Origin of the sequence: Kitasatospora cheerisanensis KCTC 2395 (genome assembly GCF_000696185.1) — a bacterium.
GTDB lineage: Bacteria > Actinomycetota > Actinomycetes > Streptomycetales > Streptomycetaceae > Kitasatospora > Kitasatospora cheerisanensis.
On the sequence record NZ_KK853997.1, the window covers coordinates 5,285,084 to 5,298,994 of the forward strand.

Annotated in this window: 12 protein-coding genes and 1 riboswitch; of the genes, 8 read left to right on the top strand and 4 right to left on the bottom strand. The window is 70.4% G+C overall.

All coding sequences use genetic code 11. From position 1 onward, the window contains the following. A partial coding sequence (locus KCH_RS24100) for a L,D-transpeptidase (RefSeq protein WP_051653404.1) occupies positions 1-817 on the top strand: 817 nt, incomplete at its 5' end. 190 nt (positions 818-1,007) lie between these two features. Continuing rightward, complete coding sequence (locus KCH_RS24105; protein WP_341865406.1) at positions 1,008-1,475, top strand: ATP-binding protein; 468 nt, start codon at positions 1,008-1,010, stop codon at positions 1,473-1,475. A gap of 407 nt (positions 1,476-1,882) precedes the next feature. Here KCH_RS24105 and KCH_RS24110 read toward each other — a convergent pair whose 3' ends face one another. From KCH_RS24110 to gcvT, 4 genes are all read right to left on the bottom strand, one after another. Then, a complete protein-coding gene (locus KCH_RS24110) occupies positions 1,883-3,250 on the bottom strand; it encodes an L-serine ammonia-lyase (RefSeq protein WP_035866333.1) in 1,368 nt (455 codons plus the stop codon). A gap of 148 nt (positions 3,251-3,398) precedes the next feature. Next, positions 3,399-4,667 carry a serine hydroxymethyltransferase gene (locus KCH_RS24115; RefSeq protein WP_035866337.1) on the bottom strand — a complete coding sequence of 423 codons (1,269 nt, stop codon included), beginning with the start codon at positions 4,665-4,667 and terminating at the stop codon, positions 3,399-3,401. Positions 4,668-4,682: 15 nt separating this feature from the next. Further along, positions 4,683-5,057, bottom strand: coding sequence for a glycine cleavage system protein GcvH (gene gcvH / locus KCH_RS24120; protein WP_035866341.1), 375 nt, complete (start codon positions 5,055-5,057; stop codon positions 4,683-4,685). A gap of 101 nt (positions 5,058-5,158) precedes the next feature. Further along, entirely contained in the window at positions 5,159-6,277 is a 1,119-nt protein-coding gene (gene gcvT, locus KCH_RS24125; RefSeq protein WP_035866345.1) for a glycine cleavage system aminomethyltransferase GcvT, read from the bottom strand. Between the two features lie 150 nt (positions 6,278-6,427). Beyond that, positions 6,428-6,532: riboswitch (glycine riboswitch) on the bottom strand. A gap of 138 nt (positions 6,533-6,670) precedes the next feature. Between gcvT and KCH_RS24130 the strand changes: the two genes are divergently transcribed. From KCH_RS24130 to KCH_RS24155, 6 genes are all read left to right on the top strand, one after another. Next, positions 6,671-7,438: an enhanced serine sensitivity protein SseB gene (locus KCH_RS24130; protein WP_035866350.1), complete on the top strand. Its 768-nt coding sequence runs from the start codon at positions 6,671-6,673 to the stop codon at positions 7,436-7,438. Between the two features lie 118 nt (positions 7,439-7,556). Then, positions 7,557-8,381, top strand: coding sequence for an enhanced serine sensitivity protein SseB C-terminal domain-containing protein (locus KCH_RS24135; protein WP_035866352.1), 825 nt, complete (start codon positions 7,557-7,559; stop codon positions 8,379-8,381). 546 nt (positions 8,382-8,927) lie between these two features. After that, positions 8,928-9,926, top strand: a complete 999-nt coding sequence (locus KCH_RS24140) for an ABC transporter permease (RefSeq protein ID WP_035866355.1) — start codon at positions 8,928-8,930, stop codon at positions 9,924-9,926. A gap of 28 nt (positions 9,927-9,954) precedes the next feature. Then, complete coding sequence (locus KCH_RS24145; RefSeq protein WP_035866359.1) at positions 9,955-11,724, top strand: ABC transporter substrate-binding protein; 1,770 nt, start codon at positions 9,955-9,957, stop codon at positions 11,722-11,724. A 120-nt stretch (positions 11,725-11,844) separates the two neighbouring features. Then, positions 11,845-12,843, top strand: a complete 999-nt coding sequence (locus tag KCH_RS24150; RefSeq protein ID WP_035866362.1) for an ABC transporter permease — start codon at positions 11,845-11,847, stop codon at positions 12,841-12,843. After that, complete coding sequence (locus KCH_RS24155; protein ID WP_035866365.1) at positions 12,840-13,886, top strand: ABC transporter ATP-binding protein; 1,047 nt, start codon at positions 12,840-12,842, stop codon at positions 13,884-13,886. Before KCH_RS24150 ends, KCH_RS24155 begins: the two co-directional genes overlap by 4 nt. Positions 13,887-13,911 lie beyond the last annotated feature (25 nt).

A 13,911-nucleotide genomic window follows, 5' to 3' on the forward strand; every position in this document is an offset into this window, starting at 1 on the left:
CGCCAACGCGCGCTCCGGCTTCACCACCCTCACCCCGGAGAAGAACGCCGGGGTCAGCGACAACGTCGCCGACAACGGCGAGTACGGCGTCGGCATGATCGTCTCGGTCCGGTTCGAACGGGGCGTCAAGAACAAGGAGGCGGTGCGGGACGCCATCACCTTCGAGGCCTCCGACGGCACCGTGGTCAAGGGGCACTGGTTCAACGACAAGCGGCTGGACTTCCGCCCCGAGAAGTACTGGAACCCGAACACCAAGGTCACCGTCCACTACAAGCTCAAGGACGTGGAGACCGCCCCCGGCGTGTACGGCGGCGTCGACAAGGACGAGCCGTTCACCATCGGCCGCTCGCAGATCTCCACCGCCGATGTCAACACCCACCGGATGGCCGTCGTCCGCGACGGCCAGCAGACCGACTCCATCCCGTTCACCGCGGGCAAGCCCGGCTTCGACACCTGGAGCGGCTCCATGGTCGTCGAAGGACTGGAGGGCACCACCCGGATGACCTCCGCCGGCGTCACCAAGGCGGGGTCCGGCGACGAATACGATCTGGTGGTTCCGCATGCCATCCGGTTGACCGACACCGGCACCTACGTGCACGGCAACTACTGGGGCGCCGGCGTCATCGGCCGCTCCAACGGCAGCCACGGCTGCATCGGCCTGACCGACACCGAGGCCGGCAGCGGGAGCAGCCCGGCGGGCAAGTTCTACGCCTCTTCGCTGGTCGGCGACGTGGTGACGGTCGTCAACTCCAAGGGCGCGGTGGTCGACCCGGCCAACGGACTGGGCGGCTGGAACCTGCCCTGGGGCCAGTGGTGATCATCGAGCAACCGTTCGGTTGCTGACGGCATATGCCATATGAATAGTGATCGTTTGCTCATTGTCCGTACGCGGCCGCCCACGTTCCGCAATGATGGGGCGCATGGCGGGATGGGGCGAAGCGGAACGGTCATCACTTCCATTTGTCGACACCCGCGGTGACGGTTCGTCAGGAGCCGGCGCCGCGGTCGTGCTCGCCGATCTGGAACGGATGACCGCGGACGAGATGGAGCACGCCTTCCTCGGCGTGCTCAGCGATCCCGAATCCGCCGAGGAGGTGCGACTGCCCTCTCGCCCGGAGTCGGCCGGGATCGCGCGGCGGCTGGTGCTCTCGGTATTACAGTCCTGGAAACTCCACCAGCTGCTGGAAGCAGGGGAGTTGCTCACCGGCGAGCTGGTCGCCAATGCGGTGGTGCACGCCGGCGGGCGGATGATCGGCCTCCGCGTGGTCCGGCGGCCCGGGTGGCTGCGGGTCGAGGTCCGCGACTCCTCGCGGGCGCTGCCCTGCCTGATCGTCGCCCCCGAGATCGGCTACCAGAACGGCCACGGGCTGCGGGTGGTCGACGCGATCGCCGACCGGTGGGGCGCGGAGCTGCTGCCGCGAGGCAAGGGCGTCTGGTTCGAGATGAAGATCCGGGCCTCCGCGAGCACCCTCTGAGAAACGATGCGGGGCCCCTGTCCGCGGTTGTTCGCGGTCCGGGGCCCCTGCGCGTCACCCGGCGACCAAGGGGGTGCGTGTCGCCGAGTGGAAGTGGCCGGGCCGTTTCCGCCCGACGTGCATAACTATCGCACGTCACGACACCCCGAACAAATCGAAACCAAGGCGAGTGGCGCGCTTCACCTTAGGATTCCAGGCCTACGGTCATTTGTCTCACCATCCGGACGAACGCGTCCCCGGCCCACCGCAAGGCTGGCCAGCCCTCCTGCGGAGAGCTCCCAGGACGGGCCCCGAGCCTCTGCGGGGGGCTTGTGACGCCGGGTCAAGTCCCTGCAGGGACAGGCCCGCACGGCCCCCTGGGGGGAGCTTCCGGGGTCGGCCCCGAGCTGCTGTGGGGTGGGGGCGGGTCAGCATTCGATGACGTTGACGGCGAGGCCGCCGCGGGAGGTCTCCTTGTACTTGATCTTCATGTCGGCGCCGGTCTCCTTCATGGTCTTGATGGCCTTGTCGAGGGAGACGTGGTGGCGGCCGTCGCCGCGGAGGGCCATGCGGGCGGCGGTGACGGCCTTGACGGAGGCCATGCCGTTGCGCTCGATGCAGGGGATCTGGACCAGGCCGCCGACGGGGTCGCAGGTCAGGCCGAGGTTGTGCTCGATGCCGATCTCGGCGGCGTTCTCGACCTGCTCGGGGGTGCCGCCGAGGACCTCGGCGAGGCCGCCCGCGGCCATCGAGCAGGCGGAGCCGACCTCGCCCTGGCAGCCGACCTCGGCGCCGGAGATGGAGGCGTTCTCCTTGAAGAGCATGCCGATCGCGCCGGCCGCGAGCAGGAAGCGGACGATGCCGTCCTCGTCCGCACCCGGGATGAAGTTCAGGTAGTAGTGCAGGACGGCCGGGATGATGCCGGCCGCGCCGTTGGTGGGCGCGGTGACGACCCGGCGGCCGGAGGCGTTCTCCTCGTTGACGGCCATCGCGTAGAGGGTGACCCACTCCATCGCGTTGCCGGGCCCGATGCCCTCGGCCCGCAGGGCCCTCGCGGCGGCCGCGGCCCGGCGGCGCACCTTCAGCCCGCCCGGCAGGATGCCCTCGCGGGACATGCCGGCCGCGACGCACTCCTTCATGACGTCCCAGATCTCCAGCAGTCCGGCCCGGATCTCGGCCTCGGTGCGCCAGGCCTTCTCGTTCTCCAGCATCAGGCCGGAGATGGACAGGCCGGTCTCCCGGGTGAGGCGGAGCAGTTCCTCGCCGGTGCGGAAGGGGTGGCGCAGCACGGTGTCGTCGGGCTTGACCCGGGCCTCGCCGATCGCGGCCTCGTCGACCACGAAGCCGCCGCCGACGGAGTAGTAGGTCTTCTCCAGGAGCACCTCGCCGGCCGCGTCGTACGCCCACAGCGACATGCCGTTGGCGTGGTACGGGAGGGCCTTGCGGCGGTGCAGGACCAGGTCGGTGTCGGGGTCGAAGGCGATCTCGTGGCGGCCGAGCACGTTGATCCGCTTGGCGGCGCGGATCCGGTCGACGTCCAGGTCGGCCTGGTCGACGTCGACGGTGCGCGGCGAGTTGTTCTCCAGGCCGAGCAGGACGGCCTTGGGGGTGCCGTGGCCGTGGCCGGTGGCGCCGAGGGAGCCGTACAGCTCGGCGCGGAGCGAGGCGACCTGGTCGAGGAGTCCTTCGGAGCCGAGCCGGCGGGCGAACATCCGGGCGGCGCGCATCGGGCCGACGGTGTGGGAGGAGGACGGTCCGATGCCGATGGAGAAGAGGTCGAAGACGCTGATGGCCACGGGGTGACGTCCTTGTCTGGTCTCGTGGAGTGGTCCGTCCGGTGGGACGGGGGCGGTGCATGGAACGGGGCACCGCGCGCACTGTCCAGTGTGCGCGGTGCCCCGGGGGTCCGGGCGGCCGCCGGGTGTCGGTGGCCGCGCGGACGGGTTACAGCTCGGGGTACAGCGGGTGCTTGGCGGCGAGCGCGCTCACCCGGGCCTTGAGGCCCTCGGCCTTGGCGGTGTCGAAGCCGGGCTTCAGGGTCTCGGCGATGACGTCGGCGACCTCGCGGAAGTCCTCGGCGCCGAAGCCGCGGGTGGCCAGCGCCGGGGTGCCGATGCGCAGGCCCGAGGTGACCATCGGCGGGCGGGGGTCGTTCGGGACGGCGTTGCGGTTGACCGTGATGCCGACCTCGTGCAGGCGGTCCTCGGCGTCCTGGCCGTTGAGCTCGCTGTTGCGCAGGTCGACCAGCACCAGGTGGACGTCGGTGCCGCCGGACAGCACGGAGACGCCGGAGGCGGTCACGTCGTCCTGGAGCAGGCGCTCGGCGAGGATCTTCGCGCCTTCGAGGGTGCGGACCTGGCGGTCCTTGAAGTCCTCGGAGGCCGCGACCTTGAAGGCCACCGCCTTGCCGGCGATGACGTGCTCCAGCGGGCCGCCCTGCTGGCCGGGGAAGACCGCGGAGTTGATCTTCTTGGCGTACTCGGCCTTGGACAGGATGACGCCGCCGCGCGGGCCGCCCAGGGTCTTGTGGGTGGTGGTGGTGACCACGTCCGCGTACGGCACCGGGGAGGGGTGCAGGCCGGCGGCGACCAGGCCGGCGAAGTGCGCCATGTCGACCATCAGCAGGGCGCCGACCTCGTCCGCGATGCGGCGGAACTCGGCGAAGTCCAGCTGGCGGGGGTAGGCGGACCAGCCGGCGATGATCAGCTTGGGCTGGTGCTCCTTGGCGAGGCGCTCGACCTCGGCCATGTCGACCTGGCCGGTCTTCTCGTCGACGTGGTAGGCGGCCACGTTGTAGAGCTTGCCGGAGAAGTTGATCTTCATGCCGTGGGTCAGGTGACCGCCGTGGGCCAGGTTCAGGCCCAGGATGGTGTCGCCCGGCTGGATCAGCGCGAACATCGCCGCGGCGTTCGCCTGCGCACCGGAGTGCGGCTGCACGTTGGCGTGCTCGGCGCCGAACAGCTCCTTCACCCGGTCGATGGCGATCTGCTCGACCACGTCGACGTGCTCGCAGCCGCCGTAGTAGCGGCGGCCGGGGTAGCCCTCGGCGTACTTGTTGGTGAGCACCGAGCCCTGGGCCTCCATGACCGCCACCGGGGCGAAGTTCTCGGAGGCGATCATTTCCAGGGTGGTCTGCTGGCGGTGCAGCTCGGCGTCGACCGCGGCGGCGATCTCCGGGTCGAGCGCGTGGAGGGACTGGTTGAGAACCGTCATGAGGGGGTCTCCCGGTCAGGCGCCGGTGAAGGCGGTGTAGCCGTCGGCGTCGAGCAGCTCGTCGGTGGCCTCGACGCGGACCTTGAACAGCCAACCGCCCTCGAAGGGCTCCGAGTTGACCAGGGCCGGGTCGTCGATGACCGTCTGGTTGACCTCGGTGACCTCGCCGGTGGCGGGGGAGAAGAGGTCGCTGACCGACTTGGTGGACTCGAGCTCGCCACAGGTCTCACCCGCGGTGACGGTGTCACCCACATTGGGGAGCTGGACGTAGACGATGTCGCCGAGGGCGTCGGCCGCGTGCGCGGTGATGCCGACCGTCGACACCCCGTCCACGGCGGCGGTCAGCCACTCGTGCTCCTTGGTGTACTGCAGGTGCGTGGGGTTGCTCATGGCGTCATTCTCCAGGATCGCAAGAGGGGAGGGCGCGGCCGTCCGCTGGGCGGACGAACCGGAAGAACTGCTCGGGAAGCAGGTGGAGGACCGGCGGAGGGTCAGCGGGCGCGCTTGTAGAACGGCAGCGCGACGACCTGGACCGGCTCGGCCTTGCCGCGGACGTCCACGGCGACGGTGGTGCCCGGCTCGGCGTGCGCGGCGTCCACGTACGCCATGGCGATCGGCTTCGCCAGGGTCGGCGACGGCGAGCCGGAGGTGATCCGGCCGATCACGGCGCCCTCGGCGTCGACCACCGCGTACTCGGCGCGCGGGACGCGCTTGCCCTCGGAGACCAGGCCGACCAGCTTGCGCGGCGGGTTGGTCTCGGCCGCCGCGGCGGCCTCCTCCAGCGCCTTGCGGCCGACGAACGCGCCGTCGTTGGTGGTCTTGTCGAAGCGCACCACCCGGCCGAGGCCGGCGTCGAACGGGGTCAGGTCGGTGGACAGCTCGTGGCCGTACAGCGGCATGCCGGCCTCCAGGCGCAGCGTGTCGCGGCAGGACAGGCCGCACGGGACCAGGCCCTCGTCGGCGCCGGCCGCGGTCAGCGCCGTCCACAGGTGCTCGGCGTCGGCGGGGGCGCAGAAGACCTCGAAGCCGTCCTCGCCGGTGTAGCCGGTGCGGGCCAGCCAGACCTGACGGTCCGCCACGGTGGCGGGCAGCAGCGCGTAGTACTTGAGGGCGGGCAGGTCGGCGTCGGTGAGCTTGGCCAGGATGCCGTTGGCCTCGGGGCCCTGGACGGCGAGCAGCGCGTAGGCGTCGCGGTCGTCGCGGACGACGGCGTCGAAGCCGGCCGCGCGCTCGGTCAGGGCGTCCAGCACCACCTGGGCGTTGGAGGCGTTGGCGACCACCAGGTACTCGTTCTCCGCGGTGCGGTAGACGATCAGGTCGTCCAGGATGCCGCCGTCCTCGCGGCAGATCATGGTGTAGCGGGCGCGCAGCACGCCGAGCGCGGAGATGAAGCCGACCAGCGCGTGGTCGAGCAGCTCGCCGGCCTGCGGACCGGAGACGGTGATCTCGCCCATGTGCGAGAGGTCGAACAGACCGGCCTTGGTGCGGACGGCGAGGTGCTCCTCGCGCTCGCTGCCGTAGCGCAGCGGCATGTCCCAGCCCGCGAAGTCGGTCATGGTGGCGCCGAGCGAGCGGTGCAGCGCGTCGAGCGCGGTCAGGCGGAGGGACACGACAGGACTCCCGGGATCTGGAAACGGGCAGGCTGGGGCGAATCTCCCCGTCTGTCGTCGAACCTGAGAGCTTCACCGCATCCCGGACAGGATGGCGGTTTGCACCGTGGGTGGGCGCACGGCGTGGCCGTGTCCTCTTTCCAGATCTGCCTCGCCCGGGCGGTAAGGGGGCCTGAGAGATTCCGGGGAGGACTTGCTCCTTCGGCGCCGGTCGCGACCGGATGACGGTCGTTCCGGCTCTCCCGCGCGGGTTCGAGCGGCCGGTATGAAGTTTGAGCGGGCCCATCATGGCATGCCGGGAGGCGCTCGCGGGAGTGGGGCTCGGTCACACTCCCGGCGGGGGCCCCGGGTGCGCCGCTAACCTGATCGCAACCGTGAGTGTGGAGGGGCGAGATGGGGTTCCCGCTGGGTCAGGTTCCGGAAGGCGGGAGCTGGCCGGCCAACGAGCTGGAGCAGGTGCTGATGGCGGCGCTCGGCGATCCGGGGGCGACGCCCCGGGTGATCGAGGTGCTGGCCCGCAGCCAGGTGTGGATCCCGCTGCCGTCGGGGGCCGATCCGCAGTCCGGGTCGCTCGACCTGCCGACCCTCGAACTGGCCGGCGCGCCCTACGTGCCGGTGTACAGCTCGCAGGAGCTGTACCTGCAGCACGCGCCGGGCATCCCGTTCGCGATCGCCCCGATGTGGGAGTTCGCCCGCGGCCTGCCGCTGGGCATCGGCATCGCGGTCAACCCGGAGGCGCCGGTGGGCATCCCGGTGCCGCCGGAGGGCGTGGGCGAGCTGCGGCGCGGGCCGCGCGGCGAGGCGTGGGAGGCGCAGGGCGTCGCGGAGGGCGCGCGGGTGGCGCTCAAGGAGCCCGAGCCGCACCAGGAGCCGTACGCCTTCCTGGCCGCCGCGACCGGCGAACTCGCCGCGCTGCCCGGGGTGCTGACGGCCCGTCGGGCCCTGGCCCGGGTGGAGGGCGAGTCCACCCTGCTGTACGTCGGCGTCCAGCTGGACCCGGCGGCGCCCGCCGACCCCGGCGAGGTCAACCTGGCGCTCGGCCGGGCGCTCGGAACCGCGGCGCCGAGCTGGGGCGTCCACCTGGTGCTGCTCGACCTGGTCGCCGACCCGGTGGTGGACTGGCTGCTGGGACGGGTACAGCCCTTCTACGTGCGGCCGTGAATCCGGTCCCGATTCGGGACGGCGGCATGACGGCTGTCGGGCGCGCCCCATAGGGTTGCCCCGGCACATCGCGGCGCGGTGGACGGGCGGCGACCAGGACGAGAGACGAGGCGGCGACGTGACGGGAGCAGCCGGCGACCCGGGCGCGATCGAGCGCGCCCTCGCAGCGGTCGCACCGGAGCGGTGGGAGGCGTACGAGGGGCTGTTGCGCGCCCTCGCCAACGGGCAGGTCTGGATGCTGCTGTGGCACGGCAGCCCGGGCAGCCCGGACGCCCAGTACGGGAACATGGACGTCGGCGGGCACGGCTACGCGCCCTGCGTGACCTCCCCGGGGCAGCTGTCGGCCAGCGGCTGGTCGCGCGGCCACGAGGTGGTGTCCGGGCCGGAGATCGCCGGCTCGCTGTACCGCTCCCGCTGGGGGCTCTGGCTGGACCCGCACCGCCCCGGCGGCGGCGTCGGCGTGCCCTGGGCGGACCTGCGGCGGATCGCCGTCGGCCTGGACCGGCTGCCCGCCGGGCCGCTGCGGATCACCGAACCGCCCGCGCAGGCACCGCAGTTCTTCACCGTGCTGGAGCAGCAGGCGGCCGAGGTGCGGCCGCTGCGCTCGCTGCGGCGGGCCTGGGTGCAGCCGGTGCTCGGCGAGCCGTACCTGGCGATCGGGCTGGACCTGTACGACACCTCGCCGCCGGCCGTGGAGGCCGCCCGGGCGCTGGTGCAGCGGGCCGCCGCGCAGGCCCCCGAGGGGCCGGCCGTCTCCACCGTGATGATGGCCGACGAGTTCGACCCGGTGGCGATGTGGATGTGGGCCAACTCCCGCCCGTTCTTCGACCGGCAGGGTGCGCCCGGGTCCTACCCCACGGGTTTTGGTTACACAGCGCAACCAATTCCGGGGCCCCCTCCGGCCTGGCCGCAGCCTCGCTGGCCGGGATATCCGGGCCGCTGACAGTACCCCGACAAAGCAGCCGAAAACCCTCGCACGACCCTTTCTCCTGGTCGGCGGGGGTTTTTTGCCGCGCCGTGATCTACGCGTGCCACCACCGGTGCCACCTGGCGTTTCTCCGCCACTGGCGGGGTATCGTCAGTGCGCCCCTTGACGTGCGCGCGGCACCTGTGTGAAGAGCGATATGCCAGCGCAACGAAAGTGCATGCGAGCAGATCACAGTTAGGCATCCTTCGGGATGGGGGTCTTCCGTCGGGTACTGCCCATGACAGAGAGTGCTGCCCAATGCGGAGCGCGAGACGATCCTCACGAAGGTGAACGCGCCGCCGCCACAGCATGAACCGCACGATGCGCATCTCCGTGCGGCAGCACCATGCGCGCCGGGGCACACCGTCCGGCGTCGAACGGCACCACCCCGCAACGCCCTGCTTGCCAAACGCACTTCTGCACCGCCGCAACGGCACCCGGCACCACCGCAACCGCTCTGCCTTCCGCACCAAACGCGACTCCGTGGGCCGGCCACCGTCGGCGAGGGGAACGAACTGACTCATGACCACACCCACCGAGACCTCGGGTCCGCCGGCCGGCGCGCAGCCTGACGGCGCGTCAATCTCCGAGCCGGCCAAGAAGATCGAGGGCCGCTCACCGGGCCGCATCGCCTGGGACCGCCTCAAGCGCGACAAGGTCGCGCTGGCCGGCGGTGTCGTGGTGATCCTGCTCATCCTCGCGGCGGTCCTCGCGCCGGTGCTCACCGCGCTGTTCGGACACCCGGTCGACGAACCGCACCCGGACCAGATCAACGCCGATCTCGGCCTGCCCAAGGGCGCGTTCGGCGGCATCAGCGGCGACTACCTGCTGGGCGTCGACCCGGTGTTCGGCCGCGACGTGTTCTCCCGCGTCCTGTACGGCGCGCAGATCTCGCTGCTGGTGGCGCTCGGCGCCGCCGTGCTGTCCGTCGGCATCGGCGTGGTCATGGGCATCACCGCCGGCTACTTCGGCGGCTGGGTGGACGCGTTCATCGGCCGCGTCATGGACGTCCTGCTGGCCTTCCCGCAACTGCTGTTCAGCATCGCGCTGGTGTCGGTGATCCCCAACTCGGTGCTCGGCATGGGCGACACCACCGTGCGCGTGTGGGTGCTGATCATCGTGATCGGCTTCTTCGGCTGGCCCTACATCGGACGCATCGTCAGAGGCCAGGCCCTGTCGCTGCGCAACCGGGAGTTCGTGGACGCCGCCCGCAGCCTCGGCGCCGGCCGCGCCCACATCCTGTTCCGCGAACTTCTTCCCAACCTGGTGGCGCCGATCCTGGTCTACGCGACCCTGATCATCCCCGCCAACATCCTCAACGAGGCGGCGCTCAGCTTCCTCGGGGCCGGCGTCCGGCCGCCCACCCCGTCCTGGGGCCAGATGCTCTCCGACGCGGTCGGCATCTACCAGGCGGACCCCACCTACATGGTGATTCCCGGCCTCGCGATCTTCATCACCGTGCTGGCCTTCAACCTGTTCGGCGACGGCCTGCGCGACGCGCTCGACCCCAAGGGCAACTGAGCCCGCAACTCTGGAGGTTCCCCAACCCATGAAGCGAAACAGGACGCTCGCGGTCGCCGCCCTCGCGGCCACCCTCGCGCTCACCGCCACCGCCTGCGGCGGCAGCAAGAGCGGCTCCAGCGGCGAAGGCGGTACCAAGGGCAGCGCGGCCGGCTTCAACGCGGCCGTCGACAAGGTGGTGAACCCGTCCGACAAGAAGGGCGGCACCCTCAACCTGTGGACCACCACCGACGTGGACTCGCTCGACCCCGGTCGCGCCTACTACGCCTCGGTGTGGAACTTCGAGCGCTTCTACACCCGCACCCTGCTGGCCTTCGACGGCAAGCCGGGCAAGGACGGCCTGAACCTGGTCCCCGACCTGGCCGCCGCCAAGCCGGAGATCTCCGCGGACGGCAAGACCTACACCTTCAAGCTGAAGCCGGGTCTGAAGTTCGAGGACGGCACGGTCATCACCTCGAAGGACATCAAGTACGGCATCGAGCGCGTCTTCGCGCAGGACGTCATCTCCGGCGGCCCGACCTACGTGGTCAACGAGCTCGACCAGGGCCAGAACTACAAGGGCCCGTACACCGACACCGACCCGAACAAGCTCGGCCTGAAGTCCGTCCAGACCCCGGACGACACCACCATCATCTTCACCCTGGCCAAGCCCAACTCGGACTTCCCGTACCTGCTGGCCATGGGCTCCGCCGCCCCGGTCCCGCAGAAGCTGGACACCGGCGCCCACTACGCCGACAAGCCGGTCTCCTCCGGCCCGTACAAGTTCAAGTCGGCCGAGCCGGGCAAGGGCTACGAGCTGGTCCGCAACGAGAACTGGGACCCGGCCTCCGACCCGTTCCGCAAGGCGCTGCCGGACGTCGTCAAGCTGACCGTCACCACCAACGCCGACGACATGGACGCCCGCCTGCTGGCGAACACCGCCGACCTCGACTGGGGCCAGACCGGTCTGTCGCAGGCCGCCCAGGTCAAGGTCCTGCAGGACCAGGCCCTCAAGGCCAACACCGACGACCCGTACAACGGCTTCATCCGCTACGTCGTGATGGCCCCGACGGTCGCCCCGTTCGAGAACGACCACTGCCGCAAGGCCGTCCTGTACGCGGCGGACACCACCGCCCTGCAGACCGCCCGCGGCGGCTCGGTGGCCGGCTCGCTCTACGGCTCGATGCTGCCCCCGAACATCCTCGGCTCGGACGACTACGACCCGTGGCAGCTGACCAAGGGCAAGCCGAACATCGAGAAGGCCAAGGAAGAGCTGAAGGCCTGCGGCAAGCCGGACGGCTTCAAGACCACCATCGCGGTCCGCGGCAACAAGCCGAAGGAGGTCAACTCCGCGGTGGCGCTGCAGACCGCCCTCAAGGCCGTCAACATCGACGTCACCGTCGACCAGTACGACGGCAAGCTGAACGCCTCGGTGATCGGCGCGCCCGACTCGGTCAAGAGCAAGGGCTACGGCCTGATCGTCATGGGCTGGGGCGCCGACTACCCGACCGGCTCCGGCTACCTGCAGCCGCTGGTCGACGGCCGCTTCATCACCACCAACGGCAACAACAACTACGCCGAGATCAACGACCCGGAGATCAACGGCTGGTTCGACCAGGCCGCGCAGTCGACCGACCCGGCCAAGGCCGCCGAGCTGTACAAGAAGATCAACCACAAGGTCGCCGACGGCGCCTACTACCTGCCGATCGTCGCCGACAAGGCCCTGAACTGGCGCAACCCGCGCCTGACCAACGTCTACATCTCCGACGCCTTCGGCGAGGTGGACTTCCAGGCGCTCGGCGTCTCCGACGGCAAGTGACCTGACCTTCCCCCTTAGTTCGCACCGCTAGTCCGAAGGGCAGGTGAAGGCCCTGCCCGGGCCGGCCGGGACAAGCCCCCACCGGGGAACCCCGGCCGGCCCGTGGCAGGGCCGACCGCAGTGCTCGTGTATCTCTTCAGGCGACTGATCAACGTCGTCCTCATGCTGCTGGTGGTCGCCGCGGTGACCTTCGGCATCTTCTTCATGGTGCCCAAGCTCACCGGAACCGACCCCGCGCTGCTCTACGTGGGCAAGATCGCAGACCACGCGGCCGTCGAGGGTATCCGCCACAAGATGGGCCTCGACAAGTCGATCGTCGAACAGTTCTGGCTCTTCCTGAAGGGCGTGTTCGTCGGCCGGGACTTCAACGCCGGCGTCGACGTGACCCACTGCTACGCCCCCTGCCTGGGCTACTCGTTCAAGACCGAGCAGGAGGTGTTCCCGCTCCTGCTCAGCCGGGTCGGCGTCGACATCTCGCTGGCCGTCGGCGCCTCGGTGCTGTGGCTGCTGCTCGGCACCGCCACCGGCATCGTCTCGGCGCTGCGCCGCGGCACCGCGCTGGACCGCATCAGCATGACCGTCGCGCTGGCCGGCGTCTCGCTGCCGATGTACTTCACCGGCCTGGTCGCGCTCGCGGTCTTCGTCCACCAGCTCGGCTGGTTCCCGAACACCTACACGGAGTTCGCGGACGACCCGGTGTCCTGGTTCCAGGGGCTGGTCCTGCCCTGGATCACGCTGGCCTTCCTGTTCGCCGCGACCTACGCCCGACTCAGCAGGGCCACCCTGCTCGACGTGCTCGGCGAGGACTACATCCGCACCGCGCGGGCCAAGGGCCTCAAGGAACCCGTCGTCATCGGCAAGCACGCCATGCGCTCCACGCTGACCCCGATCCTGACCGTCTTCGGCATGGACCTCGGCGGCCTGCTCGGCGGCGCGGTGCTCACCGAGAAGACCTTCAACCTGCGCGGCCTCGGCTACGAGGCGGTCCAGTCGATCTCCTCCAGCGACCTGCCCGTGATCATGGGCGTGACCATGTTCGCCGCGTTCTTCATCATCATGGCCAGCCTCGTGGTTGACCTGCTGTACGCCGTCGTCGATCCCAAGGTGAAGCTGGCATGAGCAACGACGACAAGCCCTTCCTGTCCGTCCGCGACCTCAAGGTGCACTTCCCGACCGACGACGGACTGGTCAAGTCCGTCAACGGCCTGAGCTTCGACCTGGAGCGCGGGAAGACCCTCGGCATCGTCGGCGAGTCCGGCTCCGGAAAGTCCGTCACCTCGCTGTCGATCATGGGCCTGCACCGCACCGGCACCAAGCGCGGCGCCCCGCAGATCTCCGGCGAGATCTGGCTGGACGGCGAGGAGCTGGTGGCGGCCGGCCCGAACCGGGTGCGCCAGCTCCGCGGCCAGAAGATGGCGATGATCTTCCAGGACCCGCTGACCGCGATGCACCCGTACTACACGGTCGGCGCCCAGATCATCGAGGGCTACCGGGCCCACCACCCCGGCGCCTCCAAGAAGGAGGCCCGCACCCGGGCCATCGAGATGCTCGACCGGGTCGGCATCCCGCAGCCCGACAAGCGGGTCGACAGCTACCCGCACGAGTTCTCCGGCGGCATGCGCCAGCGCGCCATGATCGCCATGGCCCTGGTGAACGACCCCTCGCTGCTGATCGCCGACGAGCCGACCACCGCCCTGGACGTCACCGTCCAGGCGCAGATCCTGGACCTGATCCGGGACCTGCAGAAGGAGTTCGGCTCCGCGGTCATCATCATCACGCACGACCTGGGCGTGGTCGCCGAGATCGCCGACGACATCCTGGTCATGTATGGCGGCAAGCCCGTCGAGCGCGGCCCCGCCGAGACCATCTTCGACTCGCCCGAGCACCCCTACACCTGGGGCCTGCTCGGCTCGATGCCCCGCCTCGACCGGGAGCTCCAGGACCGGCTGATCCCGGTCAAGGGCACCCCGCCGAGCCTGATCAACGTGCCGTCCGGCTGCGCGTTCCACCCGCGTTGCCCGTACGCCGAGCTCACCGGCGGCCGCTCCACCAGCGAGGTGCCCGTGCTCGCCGAGGCCGCGCCCCGGCACCACGCCGCCTGCCACCTGCCGATCGCCGAACGCCACCGGATCTTCACCGAAGAGATCGCGCCCCGGCTGTGAGCACGTACCACCCACTTGGAGACAA

Excerpts from the sequence above, each read along its gene's own strand:
- KCH_RS24115 (WP_035866337.1), bottom strand. The coding sequence starts at position 4,667 with ATGACGGTTCTCAACCAGTCCCTCCACGCGCTCGACCCGGAGATCGCC.
- gcvH (WP_035866341.1), bottom strand. The coding sequence starts at position 5,057 with ATGAGCAACCCCACGCACCTGCAGTACACCAAGGAGCACGAGTGGCTG.
- KCH_RS24130 (WP_035866350.1), top strand. The coding sequence starts at position 6,671 with ATGGGGTTCCCGCTGGGTCAGGTTCCGGAAGGCGGGAGCTGGCCGGCC.
- KCH_RS24140 (WP_035866355.1), top strand. The coding sequence starts at position 8,928 with ATGACCACACCCACCGAGACCTCGGGTCCGCCGGCCGGCGCGCAGCCT.
- KCH_RS24145 (WP_035866359.1), top strand. The coding sequence starts at position 9,955 with ATGAAGCGAAACAGGACGCTCGCGGTCGCCGCCCTCGCGGCCACCCTC.
- KCH_RS24155 (WP_035866365.1), top strand. The coding sequence starts at position 12,840 with ATGAGCAACGACGACAAGCCCTTCCTGTCCGTCCGCGACCTCAAGGTG.